The organism is Rhizobium lentis, assembly GCF_014200175.1.
GTDB lineage: Bacteria > Pseudomonadota > Alphaproteobacteria > Rhizobiales > Rhizobiaceae > Rhizobium > Rhizobium mulingense.
In genome coordinates, this window is record NZ_JACHBD010000007.1 from 331,109 (window position 1) to 350,195 (window position 19,087).

Consider the following 19,087-nt stretch of genomic DNA (forward strand, 5'->3'; position numbering starts at 1 on the left):
GCAACGCTTGTTGCAGATTGTCTAAATTATGGGGCGATTCCGGCCGGTAACGTCCACACACACATTGAACGTATGTCCGGATGATCCCCGACCGGCGCGACCGCACGTCAATGAAAATTCCGCCCGCGCGGCATGACTTCAGCGGTTTCCGCCACGCCCGCCTGGCGGTCTGCCAGCACCCGTTTTTCCAATTCCGCCCCCTTCCGTGCGTCGGCGATCTGCCGATGGTCGCCTCCCTGTCTCAGCACCTCGTCCGACCGCTCGCAGGCGCCGAAACGGCGAGCCTCGCGTTGCAGGATGCCGAGCGCCGGTGTCATGTCTTCGATATGCTCGACGACCGTATGGATCACGCCGCTATGGCTTTGCAGCCTGCCGCGGATTTTTACGAGCCGAGCCCCCATGACGATCGCCCGGTATTTGTCGAATACCTTGTTCCAGACGATAGCATTGGCGACCCCGGTTTCGTCCTCCAGCGTCATGAAGATCACGCCCTTGGCCGAACCCGGGCGCTGGCGCACGAGCACCAGACCGGCGATCGTCACCCTCTTTCCGTTCGGCACCGTCAGAAGATCGACATTGCGGGTGATGCCGATCTTCCGGAGCTCCTCGCGCAGGAAGGAGACCGGATGCGCTTTGAGCGACAGCGAGAGATAACGATAATCCTCGATCACCTGCTCTCCCGGCAGCATATCCGGCAGCACCGCCGCGGGTTCGGGCTGAAGGTCGACATGACGAACCTTTTCGAAAAGGGGCAGTTCTTCGGCTGCACTCTTCACATCCAGTGCCCGCACAGCCCAAAGCGCTTCGCGCCGTGACAGATGGATGGATCGGAACGCATCCGCATCCGCCAGCCGCTCGATGACCGATTTCTGCAGGCCGGACCGCAGCCAGAGATCACGCACCGAACCATATCCTTGCCCTCGATTGTCGACGAGCCGCTTCATATCGTCTGACGAGAGACCTTTGATCTGCCGGAAACCCAGCCGCACTGCATGCCGGGTCCTGATGATCTCCCGCATCCGCCCATGTCGGAAATCGACAGTCTTTCGGTCGAAGGCAGCCTCTTTCAAAGTACAATCCCAGTCCGATTCATTGATGTCGACCGGCAGGATCTTTACCCCATGTTCGCGTGCATCCCGCACCAGCTGAGCCGGCGCATAGAACCCCATCGGCTGGGAATTCAGCATCGCCGCGCAGAAGACATCGGGATAGTAGGCCTTGAGCCATGAAGAGGCATAGACAAGCAGCGCAAAGGATGCGGCATGGCTTTCCGGAAAGCCATATTCACCGAAGCCTTTGATCTGATTGAAGCATTGTTTTGCGAACTCGGGGTCGTAATTCTTTGAGACCATTCCCTCGATGAACCGCTTCTCGAAATCGCCGATCGTACCGGTTCGCTTGAATGTCGCCATCGCCCTGCGAAGCTTGTCGGCCTCTGCCGGCCTGAAGCCTGCAGCGGTGATCGCGATCTGCATCGCCTGCTCCTGAAACAGGGGCACGCCAAGGGTTCTTTCGAGGACCGCTTCCAGCTCCTTGCTCGGATATTCGATCGGGATGTTCCTGGCGCGCTGTTCCCGGCGTTTCAGATAGGGATGGACCATATCGCCCTGGATCGGCCCCGGCCGGACGATCGCCACCTCGATGACAAGGTCGTAGAATATCTTCGGCTTCAGGCGCGGCAGCATGCTCATCTGCGCCCGGCTTTCGATCTGGAAGACGCCAAGCGTATCGGCCCGGCCCATCATCTCATAGACCGGCTTGCCCTCCTCCCCATGCTCCCTGTTGCCGAGGTCTGCGAGCGTCTTCTTGACATCATAATGCAGTTCAAGCAGCGAGAACGCCTTCCGCAGGCAGGTCAGCATGCCGAGCGCCAGCACATCCACTTTGAGGATCTTGACGTTGTCGAGATCGTCCTTGTCCCACTCGATCATGTAGCGGTCCGGCATAGCCGTCTTCATGATCGGCACGACCTCGTCGAGCCGGTCCCGAGTGATGACGAAGCCGCCGACATGCTGGGTGAGGTGGCGCGGGAAACCGAGAAGCTCGGAGGCATATTGCAGCACATTCTTGGTCACTGGATCCTTGACGTCGAGACCGGCCGCCTTGGCATCCCGATCGGAGAGATTGTCCTCCGACCAACCCCAGACGAGGCTGCTGATCGCCGACTGAACATCCTCCGACAGGCCGAAGGCTTTGGCGACCTCGCGGCCAGCCGAACGGGTGCGGTAGGTGGTCACTCCCGCCGTCAGCCCGGCATGTTCGATGCCATATCGTCCGTAGATGAACTGGATGACTTCCTCACGCCGGTCATGCTCGAAATCGACGTCGATATCCGGCGGTTCGTCCCGGTCCATCGAAATGAAACGGTCGAAGAGCAGCGTGCTCTTCTGAGGGTCAACTTCCGTTATTTCGAGACAATAGCAGATGACCGAATTTGCCGCCGATCCGCGCCCCTGGCACAAGACCTTGAGGTCATAACGGGCGTGTTGGATGATCCTGTGAACCGTCAGGAAGTAGGAGGCGTAGTTCTTATCGCCGATGAGTTTCAGTTCATAATCGATCTGCTTTGCCACCTTGGGCGGCACACCTTCGGGATAGCGTTTGACTGCTCCCGCTCTCGTCAGCCTTTCGAGGCTCTCCTGCGGCGTTTCGCCGGGATCGTTTTCAGGCGGATAATTATGCTCCAGTTCCTTCAGTGAAAAGGTCAGCTTGTCAAAAAAGACCCGGGTATTCTCGATCGCACCAGGATAGTCCCGGAAGATCCGGGCCATTTCACGTGAATCCTTGAGGTAACGCTCGGCATTTGGCGCCAGCAGGAATCCGGCTTGCGATATCTGCACATGCTCCCGGATCGCGATCACGACATCCGAAAGCGGCCGGCGTTCAGGATGGTGGTAAAGTGGCTGGTTGGTGGCAATCAACGGCACCCGATTTCGAGCGGCAAGCATGGCAAGCACCGCAAAGACCTGCCTGTCGCGGCCGTCATAGGCCGGCGCCAAAGCCATGAAAAAAGCCTTGCGGAACCGTCTGCGAAACCGCTCCAGATAATCTTCCAGCGTCGACTGGCCCTGCTGATGATCGACAAGGGTACGATCCGGAACGAGGGCAAGCATCATCTCGTCTCCCCATTCCATGAGCTCCGCTTCCGTCAGGATGCAGGTTCCCTTGACCGCTTCCTCCTTCAGATTGCCGGCGCTGAGAAGCCGGCAGAGATTCGCCCAGCCGCGGCGGTTTCTGGGATAGGCGAGAATGTCGGGCGTATCATCGGAGAAGACGAGACGGGCACCCGGCTGGACCCTGACCGGATCGAGAATTTCCTCGCCTTCCTTCGCCTGAAAATCCGTCTCATGTCTGTTCTTGTACTTCTCCTCGATCTGCAACGCCTGCGCATGCGCCCTGACCACGCCGGCAACCGAATTCCTGTCCGCTATCCCGAGGCCGCCGAGCCGGAGATGGGCGGCCTGCACGACCATCTCCTCGGGGCCGGAGGTGCCTTCGAGAAACGAGAAATTCGTCCTCGCGCCAGTCTCGAAGAATGCACGTTCGGCCTTCATGCGAATACCCCGTGCATGAACCAGCGAGGGTCGAGCTCCTGACCATAGAAACCTCGACGATAGATCCAGAAGCGATGTCCGGCCTCATCCTCGATACGGAAATAATCGCGCGCCTCCGCGTCGCTTCCGTCGATCCACCACTCCATGGCAATCCGCTCCGGACCTTCGCTTTTTGTCACTTGATGCTGCATGCGCCGCCAGCGGAAGATCTGCGGCGGGCCATCCGGCACTTCGGCGAGTACGGTCTCGACAGGCTCCGGCGTTGCAAAAAGCCGTAACGGACGCTCTTCGCGCAAAGGGAGAGAACCGCTCTGTTCCGCCTTCCCCCGTCTTGAAAGCTTATCCATCGTCGGAACTTCGATGACGGCGCGTTCCGGCACGTGGCTCTCACGGAGTTGGAAGCTTTGCAGGCAATCCGCACCCAACCGGGCGGAGACACGGTCGACGAAAGCCGAAAGGGAGATTTCGTCCTGACGATCGCCCTCGAAATCAGCCTGCGCTTCGTTGAAGGGATCATGCTGCAAGACATTCAGCCGCACGATCTCGAAACCATAGCCGGCATCGAGATCGTCATAGACCGCCTGCAGTCGTTCGGAAAAAAGCGCGGCGATAAATTTCGGTTCGCGAAGCGGTTGCGAAGCGCCGACGGAAATACGGAAGACCCTGCCGTCGACGCGGAATAGAACCAATTCGAACACCCGCCCGCCGGCACCTCGTGCTTCCAGCGACGGCTGCAACGACACGGCGACCTGCCTGGTGACGGCAATGATCTGTTCCTCCGTTCCGATCGGCTCGATCAGGCGGCTTTCGGCCGAAAGACTGGCGACGGGGCGACGGGGCGAAACAGGTTCTTCTTCATGCCCTAGCGCCTGGTCGAGCCGCAGAAGCAATTCCGGCCCGAACCGCCGGGTCAGTGGCGCCCGCGGCGCATTGATGACGTCGCCGATATATTTCAGGCCGAGCTTCTTCAGGGCATCGACGGTTTGTCCTTGCAGCCGCAAGGCTGCGATCGGCAAAGACATCAGCACACGCTCCATCTCCTCATCCCCGATCACGCCGCTTTGACCGAAACGCGACACGGCCCAGGAAAGGCCCGGTGACGATGAGATCGCGCCGCGCGCATCGATCCCCATATGAAAGAGCCGCGACAGAACATCCTTGAGAAGCGCCTTCTCACCGCCGAAAAGATGCGTGCAGCCGGTAATGTCGAGAAACAGACCGTCCTTGCCGTCGAACGCCACCAAAGGCGTATAACGGTCGCACCAGTCGGCAATTGCCTCCAGCAGCCGGCGGTCGGCGGCCGGATCCTCTTCCACCACCTCGAGCGTCGGATACATGGCGCGCGCCTCGGCAACGCCCTGCTCATTTTTGAGTCCCAGCCGCTCGGCCAATTCGTCCAATGCCGTCAGCCGCATGGCATTGTTGAGCTTGGCCGAACAGACGATGGGCGGCGCCTCAGGACGCCCTTTCGAACGCCAGGAGGGCCCCCATCGCCTGCGGGCGATACGGTCGGTTGGCAGATGCGGGAAGCTGAGCGCCAGAATACGCTGACTGTTCGCCTGAAGGACGAATGAGGTTTGGTTGGGTGACAGGGAAAAATTCGCGTTCATGGGGGCTCCACTCCAGAAGAAAGGAGAGCGGGGCCGGATTACGGCTCTTCTCCAGCGTGAGATGGAAAATCGGATTGCCGATGCTGCCGGCAAGCTTCGATCCGTCCGGCAACGGCCGCAGACCAGACGGTCCCGGTTCGACGTGCAGGCGCAAGGCGGCACTGCTGGCCTCCTCCGCCCCTGCCTGCCGCACGAGAAAGAGCGGACGGCGGGCAGCATGCGCCCTGAGGCTGAGCCTGCGGCTTTCGGTCAGGCCGAAATGCACAGGATTGCCCCGCACTTCGAGGATGACGGCCGAAAAAGCAGCGCTTTCCACCGCCGCCTCCGCCAGCCAGAGCGCTTCGTCCAACTTGCGCGGCGCGGCATGGAGAAATCGCTCAGGGCTCAACCCGAAATCCCGAAGCCCGGGAGCATAGGGACGGCCGGCGTCCAGCGTACCGACTGCATCGCCGATCCAGAGCAACGGCATAAGCCTGCCGGCATCTGATTCCTGTTTCTGCAGCCGCGCGGCAACAGCCATCGCCAGTCCGCTTGCCGCGCCGGCATCGCGAGACAGCGCGGAACGGAATTCGGTAATCGCATCGAGGGATAGGCCGCCATCCAACGCTCGATCGAGAGGCTCCACCCCGAACGGCAGGGATGGCAGAATGCGCTCCTGGCGCGTCTTGCGTCCTTGCGCCAAGGCTTCCCGCTCCGCGGCCGCAAGTGCCGGCGCGGGCTTTCCTTCCAACCTGGCAATGGTTTCGCGGAGCGCAAAAAGCCGCTCGCGCGCCAGGGCGTTCTGCGCCATGGCGTTCACTCCGATCCGTTTTGTTCCTGTTATGTTCTTATAGATTCCAGAGAGCTAATGAAGAGTCAACAATCATTTTCTATGAATTTATTCCTGCCTTTGATTCCGCACTCGAAAATCGGCAATAAAGGTTCTATATGGGCCCGCAAAGGAAGGAATATTCATGGCCCGCGTAGACCAGAGCGATGATTGGCGGGACCGCCATGCGCCGACGATCAGCACCTTCGAGTCGCTGGCGATGGAGGCCTACAGCCATCTTCCGGATGAATTCCGCCAGCTGACAACCAACCTCACGATTGAGATCGAGGATTTCCCCGATGACGACGTTTTCGAGGACATGGCGCTGGAAACCCCTTTCGATCTGCTCGGCCTTTTCGAGGGCAGGGGCATTTCAGAACGCTTCACGGTGGAAACCGGCGAGATGCCGAACCGCATCCGCCTCTACCGGCGCCCCATCCTCGATTATTGGGCTGAAAACGACGAGACGCTCGGCGATATCATCACCCATGTCCTGATCCACGAGATCGGCCACCATTTCGGGCTGAGCGACGATGACATGGAGCGGATCGAGGCCAGCGCCGAGGAAGCCGCGGAGCGCTGAAACACCGCGCGTCCGGTAGGACGCGCTATTGCTCGGAGAGTTTCATCTCCGGATCGTAGTCCTTGCCTTCGACGGTCTTGACGACGGCCTGGCCGCACTGCATCGCGCCGGTTGCGGCATTGAAGGCATAAGTCGGCGAACCCTCCAGCGACCAGCCCTTGTTGAGGGCGGCGGTGACCTTGTGGCAGAAGGAAGCATCGTCGGGACCGGTCAGGAAGCGGTAGAGTTTCATCAGGCGGGCTTTCTTGCAGACATCAGGCGAGCTTTATGAACCAGAGCCTCGGCCTGGACAAGATGCAGCCGTTCGATCATCCGTCCGTTGGCATTGATGACGTTGAGGCCCTCGGCGTCAGGATCGGCAAAAGCTGATATGACCGCCTCGGCTTCCGCAATCTCCTCCGCACTCGGTCCGAAATGCCGGTTCGCGGGCTCGATCTGCGAGGGATGGATCAGCATTTTGCCGGCAAAACCCATGGCGCGGCCCTGGCCACATTCGGCGTCGAAGCCTTCGGCATCCTTAAAATCATTGAAGACACTGTCGATCGCATCGAGCCCATAGGCCCTGACCGCAAGGACGACCTGCATCAGCCACGGCACGAGATAGCCCCGTCCCGGCTGCGGCAAAACGCCCGTTTCTTTGCGCAGATCATTGAGGCCGACAACGAGGCAATCGAGCCGCGAGCCCGGCGTGCGGCCGGCTTCGGCGATCGCTCCGACATTCAGCACACCGCGCGGCGTCTCGATCATCGCCCAGATGCGCAGCCCCTCCGGCGCCTCCGCATCGGCAAGCAGATCGCTGATGTCAGGGACATCGCCAGGCTCATCCACCTTCGGCAGGAGAACGGCGTCGGGCAAAAGCGCCTTGACCAGATCGAGGTCCGCCGCCCCGAATTCGGATGACAAAGAATTGATGCGGATGATCCTCTCCTTGCGCTCAAGCGGCGGCCCGGCAAAAAAGGCCCGCAGATTTTCCCGCGCCTGCCCCTTCTTCTCGGGCGCTACGGAATCCTCCAGATCGAAAATAACCGCATCGCACTCAAGGGAATGGCTTTTTTCAAGCGCCCGGAGGTTGATCGCGGGCACGCTCAGCACCGAGCGGCGCAGATGTAGGGAACGGTGAGGTATAGTTGGCTTCATCAGCCATTAGTGCCAAGCTTCGCAAAGCCCTGCAAGACAACAAAAAGCCATGCTTGCCTTGCAGAGAGAAAAAAGAAGGACCACATTCCTTTCTGTAGAAAGGTATCAAACCCATGCAGAACATTCGCTCCATCTTCTTCATGCTTGCCGGCGCCACCGTTTTTGTCGCCATGCTGCTTCTCACCTTCTCGGTGACGCTTGCCGTCGGCGGCATCCTGACCGTTCTCATGGTCGGCCGCGCCCTTTCGATGAAGATGAAGCCCGCTCCGGTCCGCGCCAAGGCAAACAACCGCCAACGCGAGATGCGCATCTGGAACGACGGTCGCGGCACGATCATCGATCTCTAAGCCGCGTCGCTCAAAAAACTGACCGACATTGTCGGATCATGCGTCCATGATACGTCTTTGAAGCGCCAGGCATTCAGCCGGCGCTTGAACACGATGGAGGACGAGCATGGATACGACGACGGAAAACAATCCGGTTAAAATGCCGCCGGTCAAGAATGGCCTGCTGCCCTATCTGACGGTCGACGGCGCGGTGAAAGCCGCGGAATTCTACAAGAAGGCCTTCGGCGCCGAAGAGGCGCATCGGGTGCCGGTCGATGAGAGCGGCCGCACGATGCATATTCATCTCTATATCAACGGCAGCTCCCTCATGTTGGCGGATGCCTACCCCGAATACGGCCACCCCTTCAAAGGCCACGAAGGCTTCGCCATCCAGCTGGTCATCGACGATATCGATTTCTGGTGGGAGCGCGCGGTTGCCGCCGGCGCCGAAGTCGTCATGCCGATCGAACTGATGTTCTGGGGCGACCGCTACGGCCAGCTTCGCGACCCATTCGGCGTACTATGGGGCCTGAATGCCCCGACCAAGTAAGAACGCGCACTCTTGCGGCCGCGCGAAACGTCGCGCGACCGCGATTTTAGAAAGATTCTCCTTCATTTCGGCGGAAAACTGGACTAGATGCACATTCAGGAAAGTACATTTGCTGAAATGGAGCATGGGTCATGGATAAATTCGTGAAGCTCACGGGCGTTGCGGCGCCCCTGCCGGTCGTCAACATCGACACCGACATGATCATTCCGAAGGATTATCTGAAGACCATCAAGCGCACCGGCCTCGGAACCGGCCTTTTCGCCGAAGCCCGTTATAACGAAGACGGCTCGGAAAATCCCGATTTCGTGCTGAACAAGCCGGCCTATCGTGATGCCAAGATCCTGGTCGCCGGCGACAATTTCGGCTGCGGTTCCTCGCGCGAGCACGCTCCCTGGGCACTGCTCGATTTCGGCATCCGCTGCGTGATCTCCACCAGCTTCGCCGACATTTTTTACAACAACTGCTTCAAGAACGGCATCCTGCCGATCAAGGTCAGCCAGGAAAATCTCGACAAGCTGATGGACGACGCCTCGCGCGGCTCCAACGCCATCCTGACCATCGACCTGGAAAACCTGGAAATCACCGGTCCCGACGGCGGCTCGATCAAATTCGATCTCGACGAGTTCAAGCGCCACTGCCTGCTGAACGGCCTCGACGATATCGGCCTGACCCTGGAAAAGGGCAAGGCGATCGACGAGTTCGAAAAGAAGAACGCCGCTTCGCATCCCTGGGCCGCTTAAGCTCCCAATTCAATGATGACGGTCGAGCCGGGCTTTCGCCCGGCTTTTTCTTTGGTCCAAGCATGTCGCGCAAAAGTGTGCAGCGGTTTTGCGGCAACGACGTGCTTCAACAAATAACCTAAGCGCAAGGAGCGAATCCGAGCAAACGCGCTTTAGGGATCAGAGAAATTTCTCTTTCCAGAGCCTCAGCTTTTCCAGCGACACGCCGATGCCGCCGCAGACTTCGATCAGCGGATTGTCGAAGCGGGCAAGCAGCCCGGCATGCACGTCGGCGACAGCAAGGGCCGCGCCGCAGGCCGGCTCGACCAGAATGCGCTGGGCATCGGCAAACTTCAGACAGGCGGCAACGGCATCGGCGTCGCTGACGAGAACACTTTCGATCGGATGGCGTTTCGGCAGGTCGAAGACATGCTGGGCCACCTGCCGCGCGCCGAGCGATGTGGCGATCGAGGTGATGGCGGGCAGGGTAATGCGGTTATTTGCCTTGAGGCTTTCATGCAGCGAAGCCGCCCCTTCGGTCTCGACGGCAATCACGGGCACGTCGGACAGCCCGTTTCGCTTAAGCCCCGCGACAATGCCGGCTAGCAGCCCGCCGCCGCCGACGCTGGTGACGACGCAGTCGAATTCCGCACCCCTCGCCACCACCTCGTCGATCAGCGTCGCATGACCGTCCCACAGAAGCGGATGATCGAAAGGATGCACATAGCTTGCTTTGCGGCTCCGGGCGAGTTCGACCGCATGGGCATTGGCTTCGTCGAAAACGGCGCCGTTCACGAGGACATTGGCGCCGGTAGCCGCAATCGTCTGCCGCACATCGGCCGCCGTCGTCTCCGGCACGACGATCGTCACCGGCACACCGAGTGCCCGGCCGGCATAGGCCGCGGCAATGCCGGCATTGCCGCCGGAAGCGCAGAAGATCTCGCGCGCGCCATTTTCCACCTCGTGCTGGCAAAGCCGGCCGACACCGCGCAGCTTGAAGCTGCCGGAGGGCTGCAGCGCATCGAGCTTCAGCCAGAGCGGCTTCCCGCTGGCGCTGTAGTCGGAGGCGGTCCGAACCAGCGGCGTGTCGAGATGGAGAGTTGCGAAAGCCATGGGAGAATATCCTGGAAATAAAAGGGTGGCGACCGTTCTAATGCGTTTGCCGGTCCAGGAGCAACCACTGCGGTCGGCGGCGAGGCGTACCGATTCAGGCCTTCTCTCGCTTGAAATGCCCATTTCCGGGGTCTAAGAAGCCGCAGCTTGTTTTTCCAGGAGGGCTTCATGACAGCGCGCAATCTTTTCCTGCTGCCGGGTGACGGCATCGGTCCCGAGGCCATGGGCGAGGTCCGCAAGATCATCGGCTATATGAACGAGTCGATGAACGCAGGTTTTGTTACCGATGAAGGCCTTGTCGGCGGCTCTGCCTATGACGCCCATGGCGCGGCGATTTCCGAAGCCGACATGCAGAAAGCGCTTGCCGCCGATGCCGTACTGTTCGGCGCCGTCGGCGGCCCGAAATGGGATAGCGTGCCTTATGACGTGCGCCCGGAAGCCGGCCTGCTCCGGCTGCGCAAGGATCTTCAGCTTTTTGCGAACCTGCGTCCCGCCATCTGCTATCCGGCTCTTGCCTCGGCCTCGTCGCTGAAGCCGGAACTGGTCGAGGGCCTCGATATCCTGATCATCCGTGAGCTGACTGGCGGCGTCTATTTTGGCGAGCCGAAGGAAATCATCGATCTCGGCAACGGCCAGAAGCGTGGCATCGACACCCAGGTTTACGATACTTACGAGATCGAGCGCATTGCAGGCGTCGCCTTCGAAATGGCCCGCACGCGCCAGAACCGCGTCTGCTCCATGGAGAAGCGCAACGTCATGAAGTCGGGCGTGCTCTGGAACCAGGTGGTGACCGAAACGCACAAGGCGAAATATTCCGACGTCCAGCTCGAACATATGCTGGCCGATGCCGGCGGCATGCAGCTGGTGCGCCAGCCCAAGCAGTTCGACGTCATCGTCACCGACAATCTCTTCGGCGACATGCTCTCCGACGTCGCCGCCATGCTGACCGGCTCGCTCGGCATGCTGCCCTCGGCTTCACTCGGCGCGCCGGACGGCAAGACCGGCAAGCGCAAGGCACTCTACGAGCCAGTGCACGGCTCGGCCCCCGATATTGCCGGCAAGGGCATCGCCAATCCGATCGCCATGATCGCCTCCTTCGCCATGTGCCTGCGTTACTCCTTCAACATGGTGAAGGAAGCCGACGACTTGGAAAAGGCGATTGCCAACGTGCTCGACAAGGGCATCCGCACCGGCGACATCATGGCCGATGGCGCAAGGCAGGTGGGCACCGTCGAGATGGGCGATGCGATCCTTTCCGAGTTCAAGGCGCTTTCAGCCTGATATATTTCACGTGAAACAGTATCAGCCCTTCGCATCCAGGCGGAGGGCTGCTTTTTCTGAAGTCGGCGGCCGCAACGCTTGAATTCTCCGAGCCGACTATCCTCGGCCACAATCTCGTGTATTTTTGCGCGGGATTTCACGAGCGCATGACCGAGAACTGGAATCGATTTTCGGCCATGCCAATTCGAACGGACGACGCATGAGGGCATTTTGGACTTCCCTGGACAGGCGCTGGCGCCGAAGCGACGCTGCCATGCCGCCTTTGCGCTGGCAGGCCTGCCTCTTCATCACGATCAATGCCGTGATCCTTTCCATGCTGCTCTTCGATGCGCCGATAGGCGCCAGCGAACCTCCCGCTCCGGTGAAGCAGCTTGGCGAGCTCCTGACCGGTTTCGGCGATTCCGCCTGGCTGATCCTTACCAGTATCCTGCTCTTCTTCCAGGGCAGGGCGGGCTACAAGCTTCTGACGACGGCGCGCTCGAGGGCGCAGGCACTCTACGTCAGCTGGATCGGCGCCTATCTCTTCACCACGGTCGTTTTCTCTGGGCTTCTCGCCAATTTCCTAAAGCGGGCGATCGGAAGGGCTCGTCCCGATCACTTCCACGATTACGGCATGTTTTCTTTCACGCCCTTTTCGGGCCATTCCGCTTTCGAAAGCTTTCCCTCAGGCCATTCCACCACGGTCGGCGCCTTCTTCGCGGCCTTCGCGCTTCTGTTTCCGCGCTACCGCGTTGCCTTCATCGCCTGCGCCATCTGGCTCGGCATGACGCGTGTCATGGTCGGTGCCCATTATCCGAGCGATGTCATCGCCGGCCTTGCCTTCGGCGCCTGGTTCTCGCTGTTGATGGCGATCGTCTTTGCCCGCTGCGGGTTGCTCTTCAAACTGGCGCCGGATGGCTGGCCGCTCGCCAAGCGCCTTTTCCCTGACATGGAAAAGCCCGGCGCCTTGTGAGCGCCGGGCCGTTTCTCGAGCTTCTCAGACGCGCGCGCCATCAATCCATTGCGTGGATATCCCGGTTTTTCGTCTCCGGCAGGAAGATCAGGCCGATCACCAGGGTGATCGCCGCAAAGACGATCGGATACCAGAGACCGTAATAGATATCGCCCGCCGCAGCGCTCATCGCGAAGGCCGTCGCCGGCAGCAAGCCGCCGAACCAGCCATTGCCGATGTGATAGGGCAGCGACATGCCGGTATAGCGGATGCGGGTCGGGAACAGTTCGACCAGAAGTGCCGCAATCGGGCCGTAGACCATCGTCACATAGAGGACGAGGACGAACAGGATGGCGACCGTCCCGATCCAGTTGACGCGGGCGGGATCGGCGGTCATGGCGAAGGTGCCGCCGTTGGCGATGTTGTAGACCGCCATATCGGTGACGCCATTGGCCTCATCCGCCGTCAGTAGCTTGCCTTCGACCAGCTTGGCCGCCGGCATGGTTTCCTTCTCGCCGGCGCGGACAGCTTCGGCATTGAGCGCCAGTTCCGGATTGGCGGCGATGAAGGCATCGAGCTTGGCATCCGGCACCTTGGCGACGGCGCGTTTCAGCGGATAGCCGGCATTGTGAAGCGCGATGTTGATGCTCTTTTCGAAGGCGGCAGTCATGCCCTTCGCCTTGTCGCCAGCAGCAGCGGCGTCGAAGCTCGGCACCGTCGCGTTACCCACCTTCACCGTCGCCGGTTGTCCGGCAGGGCCGGCCACGACGTCATAAGGCACCGAGTTCTTCGTCAGGAACGCCGTCGCCACGTCGCACGAGCTGGTGAACTTCGCCGTACCCGTCGGGTTGAACTGGAACTTGCAGTCCGCGGGATCGGCCGTGACCGTCGCACGGACCGAGGCCTGTGCTTCGGCAAGCGCCGGGTTGGCCGTCCAGGTCATCGCCTTGAACAGCGGGTTATAGGTCACCGCCGCAATCAGGAGGCCCGCCATGATGATCGGCTTGCGGCCGATCTTGTCGGAGAGACCGCCGAAGATGACAAAGAATGGCGTGCCGAGGAAGAGCGCAATAGCGACCATGACATTGGCCGAGAAGAGGTCGACCTTCAGCACGTTCTGCAGGAAGAACAGCGCATAGAACTGGCCGCCATACCAGACGACTGCCTGGCCCATGGTGGCCCCGAGAAGTGCGATGAGTGCGATCTTGGCGTTCTTCCACTGCCCGAAAGCTTCGGTCAGTGGCGCCTTGGAGCCCTTGCCTTCCGCTTTCATGCGCTGGAACGCCGGCGATTCGTTCATCTTCAGGCGAATCCACACGGAAATACCGAGCAAGACGACCGAAACCAGGAACGGAATACGCCAGCCCCAAGCGGCGAATTGAACCGGCCCCATCAGCGACTGAACCAGGATGATAACGATCAGCGACAGGAAAAGGCCGAGCGTCGCCGTCGTCTGGATCCAGGAGGTGAAATAGCCGCGGCGCCCGTTCGGCGCATGTTCGGCGACGTAGGTTGCCGCACCGCCATATTCACCGCCTAGCGCCAAGCCCTGCAGCAGGCGCAAGCCGATCAGGATGATCGGGGCTGCAATGCCGATGCTGGCGGCACCCGGCAGAATGCCGACGAGGAAGGTCGACATGCCCATGATCAGGATCGTCACCAAGAAGGTGTATTTGCGGCCGACAAGATCGCCGAGACGGCCGAATACCAGCGCGCCGAAGGGACGCACCAGGAAGCCGGCGGCAAAGGCGAGCAGCGTAAAGATGTTACGCGTCGCCTCTGGATATTGGGTGAAGTAGGTTGCGCCGATATAGGTGGCGAGCGAACCGTAGAGATAGAAATCATACCATTCGAAAACGGTGCCGAGCGAAGAGGCGAAGATGACCTTCTTCTCCTCGCCGGTCATCGGACCGGCCTTCGCGCCGTCGATGCTTGCGACATTTGCCATTGTCTGTCCTCCACAGAGTGATGAGCAATGCGCGCGGCCTACTCTCCTCAAGCATACTCCTGGCCGCGACACGCCTGACGGGAGTGTGCCAGAAACGGCAGATCAAAAAGAGGGATGCTTTGGGATTATGACTTTAGTCTAACAGCAGGGCGGTTTGTCGCGCGCATCGTGCTCCGTTGGAAGGAAGTTTTACTGCGGTTTGCGATCTGGACGTTACGCTCTCAGCGCCTGCGCCGGCGATTGCCGGTAGGCGAGCGCCGCCGGCAGGGCGGCAAGAATTGCGGCAAAGGCGAGCAGTGCCGCCGCAAGCCCGGCGTCTTCACGGGCGAAGCCGACCGGCATGGCGATACCGCTCGTCTCGGAGAATAGGCCGGACAAAGTCAGCGCCGCAGCATAACTGAAGGCCAATCCGAGCCCGATGCCGACCGCCAACAGGAAGAAGAATTCGAGCCAGACGATGCCCAAGATCGCCCCGCGCGGGGCGCCGAAGGCCCTGAGCGCGCCGATCTGGCGGCGGCGCTGGCCGATGTGGATGACCGTGACCAGCACCAGCGAGGCGGCGACGAGAGTTTGCGCCCCGGCGGCGACCGCGACGAGGATCTGCTTGGCGTTACCGAGCGTGGCGTAGAGATTGGTCAGCACCTCGCCGGGAAAGACGGCGACCGTATTGCCGCTGCGAAAGTCCTGCCGCAGCTTGTAGGCATCGGCGATCGTCTTCGGCTTGACGAGAATCGCGGGAAGGCCGGGAGTGTCCGCAGTCCAGTTCTCGTTGAGCGCGGCATCCGGATTGGGCTCGCCGTGATGCTCATCCCCAGCGTTATGATCGCTGGCTTCTTGATGCTCGTCGCCGGTAGCCGTGACGGACGCCGCCTCATGATCGTGCCCGGTGCCCTCCTCCGCAGGCTCATGCGCCTCCATGCCATGGATATGCCAGACGGCCTGGATCGGAACGAGAACGGCCCGGTCCCAGGCCGTCCCCGTCGGCCGCAGGCGGCCGGCAACATGATAGATGAGTTCGGTATGGGTCTCGCCGCCTTCTTCGGCCGAGCCATGCATTGGCTTGATTTCACCGCCGAGCTGCAGCTTGACCGCGGAGCCGATTACCGCCTCTCCCTCCTGTGCGAAAACCTTGCCCTCGGCAAAGCCGCCGGACAGCTTCTCGGCCAGCGTTACCGTCGTCCCGACGATCGGATAGCCGGAGAAGGAATCGCCGAAGCCGATCGGCGCCGCCCAGTCCACACGTGGATCGGCGGCAAGCCTGGCCAGCACCTCGCCCGGCATCAGCGGCAGGGGCGAGGGCTGCAGAAAAACGGAGGACAACACGAGCTGCGTCTCGCTGCCGCCGGCGCCGATGACGAGATCGAACTTGTCGGCGGCGCGCGCGCTGCCGAGCCGAAGCGCCCGCTCCTGCAGGACCACGGAGACGCCGAGCGCGGTCGCAAGCGCCACAAGGAGCACGACAACCAGCGATCCCGCCCACAGGCGGCGAAGGTCGGCGCAAATGAAGCGGATCATGCGGCCTCCCCCGCAGCGGCAATGGCATCCTTGCTGATTCGGCCGGAGCTGAGCGTGATGCGCCGGTCGAGACGGCCGGCGAGCCGCTGGTCGTGCGAAACGATGATCAGCGTGCTGCCTTCGGCAATGGCGAGATCGAGGATGAGATCGCCCACGGCTCCGCCGCTTTCGGCGTCGAGGCTTGCGGTCGGCTCGTCGGCGATGATGACGCCGGGTTTGCGCAGCAGCGCGCGGGCGATCGCCACCCGCTGCATCTCGCCGCGGGACATGGTCTCGATCTTCTGGCCGGGACGGCAAAGTTCGACCGTGTTCAAAAGCGCATGCGCCCGCTCGATGGCGGCGGCCGTGGCGGCGCCGGCAAGCCGGGCGGGCAGAAGCACGTTTTCAAGTGCTGACAGACCTGGGAAAAGATGAAACTCCTGCATGACTAGGCCGATATTGGCGGCGCGGAACCGGTCGCGCCGGCTTTCTGAAAAGCCGGCAATATCCTCGCCGTTCCAGCGGATGCGGCCCTGGCGAGCCCGCTCCAGCCCGGCAGCGATATTGACGAAGGTGCTCTTTCCGGAGCCGGACGCCCCGGTGATGACAACCCTGCTGCCGGCATCGATCGACAGGCGGCCGATCGCCAGCGCCGGCGAGGCGAGCCCCGGGAAGGTAACATCAAGGTTTTCGATATCGAGCGCGAGCATTTGGATATTCACACGGCGAAATATTCGGCCTGGCGGATGCGCAGCAGGCTGACGAAGCCGGTTTCCGGATCCGTCCAGGAACCATATTCCAGCGTGCCGCGCACTTCGATCGTCTGGCGCGGCTGCACGAAGGTCTGCTTCTCCCCGAGATAGACGACGACGATATTGTCGGGCCAGTCCGCATCGGAAGAGCAGAAGGGGCAGAGCGACATCGGCACTTCAGTGAGCACGAAGAACTGCGCCTCGGCCTTCAGCGGCGGCGCCATGAAGCCCTTCATGCTGATCTCCTGGCCGGCGAGGCGCTTGACCTTATCGGAGAACTCAAGGCCGAGCACGCCGAACTTGCCATAAAGCTCGTCAAAAGAGAGCAAAGCGCTGGCGGCACGAACGCCGTGAGCGGTGAAGGGGAGCACAACGGCAGCGCCGATCAGCCGGCGGCGGCTGAGATGCAGCGAAGAGAACATGTCCATGGCAACCTCCAGGAAACAAATCCCCGCCGCTTGAACGGCCGGGACCATGATCGACGAAAGACGCAAGGCCGACAAGCGGCCTTGCGTCTAGAGATCAGTTCGTTTGCTTGGCGCCGAGGGCGAAGGTATCGGCGAGCACGCGATAGACGTCGCTCTGTTCCATGTAGCCATGGAAGCCTTCGGCGCCCGGACCGGCCGACTGCAGAACGACGTCGTCGACAGCATGGACGCCGCTCTCGCTGCTCTTCGGCAGATTGCCCTGAACGAGGACCGCGCCCGGAACATCCTTGTACTGTTCATTGGCGACATATTCCTTCTTTTCGTTCTGGACAGCCGGAACGAACGGACCGTCGAGCTTCGGACGGAAGGTTTCGTAATGGTCAGGGCCGTTATTGGCGCTGAGGAACAGGCGGCGGCTGACATCGATCTTGTCGGGGTAACCGTCGCCGTTTTCGTCCTTGTAGTTCGGGAAGCCGGCTTCGGCATAGGTGCCGACCTTTTCGCGCATCTCCGTGCCCGGCTTCTCGTCATCGACGGTGCCGATGATCGAAACGCCATGCGTGTGGTCGCCGGTGACGACGATCAGCGTATCCGGATGCGCCTTCTGGAATTCGCGGGCAACGCCGATCGCCTTGTCGAATTCGATTGTGTCGATGACCGCACGATCCCAATCGAGCGGATGCGACATCTTGTCGATCGAGGAGCCTTCGACCATCAGGAAGAAACCGTCAGGATTCTTGGAGAGGCGGTCGAGCGCGACCTTGGTCATGTCGACGAGACCCGGCTGGTTCGGAAACTTATCGACGGTGCCCTTCTTCAGGAATTCGCGATCGAGGGTGACGTCCATGTTGCCGGTGTGAAAGAGGCCGAGGAGATTGCCGTCAGCCGACGCATTGGCTGCAAGCTCGTTCTTATCGGTTGCAAGCTTGTAGCCGGCATCCTGGAACAGCTTGATGTAATCCTGGTTATCCTTGCGCTTGGAACCGGCGACTTCCTTGCCGAGGAAATAGGCCGAGCCGCCGCCGAGTATGACTTCCGGCTTGACCTCGAGCAGCATGCCGACAACGTCGGCCTTGTCGTTGCGGTTGCGGGTGTGGGAAACAACCGCGGCCGGCGTTGCATCCTCGACTTCGGACGTCGCGACGATGCCGATCGACTTCTTGCTCGTGCGGCGAATGGCTTCTGCGATGGTTTCGACACGCGGGTCGTCGAGCGAGGCCGGTGTGCGGTCCGCATAAACGCCGAGGGCGTTAACGGCTGTCTTGTGGCCGGTCATGTAGGCCGACATGGTGTTGGCCGAGTCCGTGGCAACGGCATTCGTCGATGACGTGCCGATGAAAGCCATATGATCGAGATCGTCCATGTTCAGGCGGCCATTCGCCTTCCCTTCGGTCATGCCCTTGGACATGATGCGGGCAGCGGTGCGATGGGCGACGGAAAGGCCGTCGCCGAGCAGGAAGATGATGTTCTTGGCCTTTGGCTGACCGGCGGTTTCGTAAACGTTCCAGGTGACCGACTTCGTTTCGTCGCCGGCAGAGACCTCTACCTTGTAGTCGCCTGGAGCGGAAATCTTCAGGCCGCGCAGCAGCAGGGCGGAGCCGAGGGCCTTGTCTTCCTTGCCCTTTTCCAATTCGACGAACTGAGCCTCCACTCCGAGGACGGTCTTGTAATCCTGGCCGTTGACCGTGATCTTCACGTCTTCGGGCTTGACCTGCTTGTTGAGCTCGACCTTGAAGTCGAACGGCGAACCGACAAGGATCGTCGCGCGATCAAGCGGGTAGACCGTCGTCGCCTGAGCGGCGCCCGCGAGGATGGTGGTGGCCGCAAAGGCGGCGAGAAGCATACGCATGGAA

17 protein-coding genes are annotated in these 19,087 nt (G+C 61.1%); 6 read left to right on the forward strand and 11 right to left on the reverse strand.

Annotation, left to right across the window (positions count from 1 at the left end; translation table 11 throughout):
- Positions 1-107: 107 nt before the first annotated feature.
- From GGI60_RS18795 to GGI60_RS32095, 3 genes are read right to left on the reverse strand one after another with little or no spacing between them, the layout of a single operon-like run.
- The gene (locus GGI60_RS18795) at positions 108-3,554 is read right to left on the reverse strand and encodes an error-prone DNA polymerase (protein WP_183917637.1); all 3,447 of its coding nucleotides are present in this window, start codon (positions 3,552-3,554) and stop codon (positions 108-110) included.
- Positions 3,551-5,098, reverse strand: a complete 1,548-nt coding sequence (locus GGI60_RS18800) for a DNA polymerase Y family protein (protein WP_312862807.1) — start codon at positions 5,096-5,098, stop codon at positions 3,551-3,553. Before GGI60_RS18800 ends, GGI60_RS18795 begins: the two co-directional genes overlap by 4 nt.
- Positions 5,010-5,954 (reverse strand): ImuA family protein, encoded by a 945-nt coding sequence (locus GGI60_RS32095; protein ID WP_246720435.1) that lies wholly within the window; start codon positions 5,952-5,954, stop codon positions 5,010-5,012. Before GGI60_RS32095 ends, GGI60_RS18800 begins: the two co-directional genes overlap by 89 nt.
- Before the next feature lie 163 nt (positions 5,955-6,117).
- On the opposite strand from GGI60_RS32095, the gene GGI60_RS18805 reads away from it, so the two are divergent.
- On the forward strand, positions 6,118-6,555 hold the full coding sequence (locus GGI60_RS18805) for a metallopeptidase family protein (RefSeq protein ID WP_183917641.1): 438 nt from the start codon (positions 6,118-6,120) through the stop codon (positions 6,553-6,555).
- A gap of 25 nt (positions 6,556-6,580) precedes the next feature.
- Here GGI60_RS18805 and GGI60_RS18810 read toward each other — a convergent pair whose 3' ends face one another.
- Both GGI60_RS18810 and GGI60_RS18815 read right to left on the reverse strand, forming a co-directional pair.
- Entirely contained in the window at positions 6,581-6,787 is a 207-nt protein-coding gene (locus tag GGI60_RS18810; protein WP_009996762.1) for a DUF1737 domain-containing protein, read from the reverse strand.
- Positions 6,787-7,692 (reverse strand): CoA ester lyase, encoded by a 906-nt coding sequence (locus GGI60_RS18815; protein WP_183917643.1) that lies wholly within the window; start codon positions 7,690-7,692, stop codon positions 6,787-6,789. Before GGI60_RS18815 ends, GGI60_RS18810 begins: the two co-directional genes overlap by 1 nt.
- A 113-nt stretch (positions 7,693-7,805) precedes the next feature.
- On the opposite strand from GGI60_RS18815, the gene GGI60_RS18820 reads away from it, so the two are divergent.
- From GGI60_RS18820 to leuD, 3 genes are all read left to right on the forward strand, one after another.
- Complete coding sequence (locus GGI60_RS18820) at positions 7,806-8,039, forward strand: hypothetical protein (protein WP_183917645.1); 234 nt, start codon at positions 7,806-7,808, stop codon at positions 8,037-8,039.
- A 106-nt stretch (positions 8,040-8,145) separates the two neighbouring features.
- Entirely contained in the window at positions 8,146-8,568 is a 423-nt protein-coding gene (locus tag GGI60_RS18825; RefSeq protein ID WP_097583104.1) for a VOC family protein, read from the forward strand.
- A gap of 131 nt (positions 8,569-8,699) precedes the next feature.
- A complete protein-coding gene (leuD, locus tag GGI60_RS18830) occupies positions 8,700-9,308 on the forward strand; it encodes a 3-isopropylmalate dehydratase small subunit (RefSeq protein ID WP_183917647.1) in 609 nt (202 codons plus the stop codon).
- A 159-nt stretch (positions 9,309-9,467) separates the two neighbouring features.
- Here leuD and GGI60_RS18835 read toward each other — a convergent pair whose 3' ends face one another.
- The gene (locus tag GGI60_RS18835; RefSeq protein ID WP_183917649.1) at positions 9,468-10,400 is read right to left on the reverse strand and encodes a pyridoxal-phosphate dependent enzyme; all 933 of its coding nucleotides are present in this window, start codon (positions 10,398-10,400) and stop codon (positions 9,468-9,470) included.
- A gap of 168 nt (positions 10,401-10,568) precedes the next feature.
- On the opposite strand from GGI60_RS18835, the gene leuB reads away from it, so the two are divergent.
- Both leuB and lpxE read left to right on the forward strand, forming a co-directional pair.
- Positions 10,569-11,681 carry a 3-isopropylmalate dehydrogenase gene (gene leuB / locus GGI60_RS18840; protein WP_183917651.1) on the forward strand — a complete coding sequence of 371 codons (1,113 nt, stop codon included), beginning with the start codon at positions 10,569-10,571 and terminating at the stop codon, positions 11,679-11,681.
- Positions 11,682-11,880: 199 nt separating this feature from the next.
- Positions 11,881-12,633, forward strand: coding sequence for a lipid A 1-phosphatase LpxE (gene lpxE, locus GGI60_RS18845; protein ID WP_183917653.1), 753 nt, complete (start codon positions 11,881-11,883; stop codon positions 12,631-12,633).
- A gap of 40 nt (positions 12,634-12,673) precedes the next feature.
- Here lpxE and GGI60_RS18850 read toward each other — a convergent pair whose 3' ends face one another.
- From GGI60_RS18850 to GGI60_RS18870, 5 genes are all read right to left on the reverse strand, one after another.
- A complete protein-coding gene (locus GGI60_RS18850; protein ID WP_183917655.1) occupies positions 12,674-14,560 on the reverse strand; it encodes an MFS transporter in 1,887 nt (628 codons plus the stop codon).
- A gap of 213 nt (positions 14,561-14,773) precedes the next feature.
- Positions 14,774-16,075, reverse strand: a complete 1,302-nt coding sequence (locus GGI60_RS18855) for an FtsX-like permease family protein (RefSeq protein WP_183917657.1) — start codon at positions 16,073-16,075, stop codon at positions 14,774-14,776.
- The gene (locus GGI60_RS18860) at positions 16,072-16,764 is read right to left on the reverse strand and encodes an ABC transporter ATP-binding protein (RefSeq protein WP_183917659.1); all 693 of its coding nucleotides are present in this window, start codon (positions 16,762-16,764) and stop codon (positions 16,072-16,074) included. Before GGI60_RS18860 ends, GGI60_RS18855 begins: the two co-directional genes overlap by 4 nt.
- An 8-nt stretch (positions 16,765-16,772) precedes the next feature.
- Entirely contained in the window at positions 16,773-17,234 is a 462-nt protein-coding gene (locus GGI60_RS18865) for a hypothetical protein (protein ID WP_183917661.1), read from the reverse strand.
- Between the two features lie 94 nt (positions 17,235-17,328).
- A complete protein-coding gene (locus GGI60_RS18870) occupies positions 17,329-19,083 on the reverse strand; it encodes an alkaline phosphatase (RefSeq protein ID WP_183917663.1) in 1,755 nt (584 codons plus the stop codon).
- Positions 19,084-19,087 lie beyond the last annotated feature (4 nt).

What these genes read in the sequence shown, in the direction of transcription:
- GGI60_RS18795 (WP_183917637.1), bottom strand. Translation starts at nt 3,554, where the DNA reads ATGAAGGCCGAACGTGCATTCTTCGAGACTGGCGCGAGGACGAATTTC.
- GGI60_RS32095 (WP_246720435.1), bottom strand. Translation starts at nt 5,954, where the DNA reads ATGGCGCAGAACGCCCTGGCGCGCGAGCGGCTTTTTGCGCTCCGCGAA.
- GGI60_RS18805 (WP_183917641.1), top strand. Translation starts at nt 6,118, where the DNA reads ATGGCCCGCGTAGACCAGAGCGATGATTGGCGGGACCGCCATGCGCCG.
- GGI60_RS18810 (WP_009996762.1), bottom strand. Translation starts at nt 6,787, where the DNA reads ATGAAACTCTACCGCTTCCTGACCGGTCCCGACGATGCTTCCTTCTGC.
- GGI60_RS18815 (WP_183917643.1), bottom strand. Translation starts at nt 7,692, where the DNA reads ATGAAGCCAACTATACCTCACCGTTCCCTACATCTGCGCCGCTCGGTG.
- GGI60_RS18820 (WP_183917645.1), top strand. Translation starts at nt 7,806, where the DNA reads ATGCAGAACATTCGCTCCATCTTCTTCATGCTTGCCGGCGCCACCGTT.
- GGI60_RS18825 (WP_097583104.1), top strand. Translation starts at nt 8,146, where the DNA reads ATGGATACGACGACGGAAAACAATCCGGTTAAAATGCCGCCGGTCAAG.
- leuD (WP_183917647.1), top strand. Translation starts at nt 8,700, where the DNA reads ATGGATAAATTCGTGAAGCTCACGGGCGTTGCGGCGCCCCTGCCGGTC.
- GGI60_RS18835 (WP_183917649.1), bottom strand. Translation starts at nt 10,400, where the DNA reads ATGGCTTTCGCAACTCTCCATCTCGACACGCCGCTGGTTCGGACCGCC.
- leuB (WP_183917651.1), top strand. Translation starts at nt 10,569, where the DNA reads ATGACAGCGCGCAATCTTTTCCTGCTGCCGGGTGACGGCATCGGTCCC.
- lpxE (WP_183917653.1), top strand. Translation starts at nt 11,881, where the DNA reads ATGAGGGCATTTTGGACTTCCCTGGACAGGCGCTGGCGCCGAAGCGAC.
- GGI60_RS18850 (WP_183917655.1), bottom strand. Translation starts at nt 14,560, where the DNA reads ATGGCAAATGTCGCAAGCATCGACGGCGCGAAGGCCGGTCCGATGACC.
- GGI60_RS18855 (WP_183917657.1), bottom strand. Translation starts at nt 16,075, where the DNA reads ATGATCCGCTTCATTTGCGCCGACCTTCGCCGCCTGTGGGCGGGATCG.
- GGI60_RS18860 (WP_183917659.1), bottom strand. Translation starts at nt 16,764, where the DNA reads ATGCTCGCGCTCGATATCGAAAACCTTGATGTTACCTTCCCGGGGCTC.
- GGI60_RS18865 (WP_183917661.1), bottom strand. Translation starts at nt 17,234, where the DNA reads ATGGACATGTTCTCTTCGCTGCATCTCAGCCGCCGCCGGCTGATCGGC.
- GGI60_RS18870 (WP_183917663.1), bottom strand. Translation starts at nt 19,083, where the DNA reads ATGCGTATGCTTCTCGCCGCCTTTGCGGCCACCACCATCCTCGCGGGC.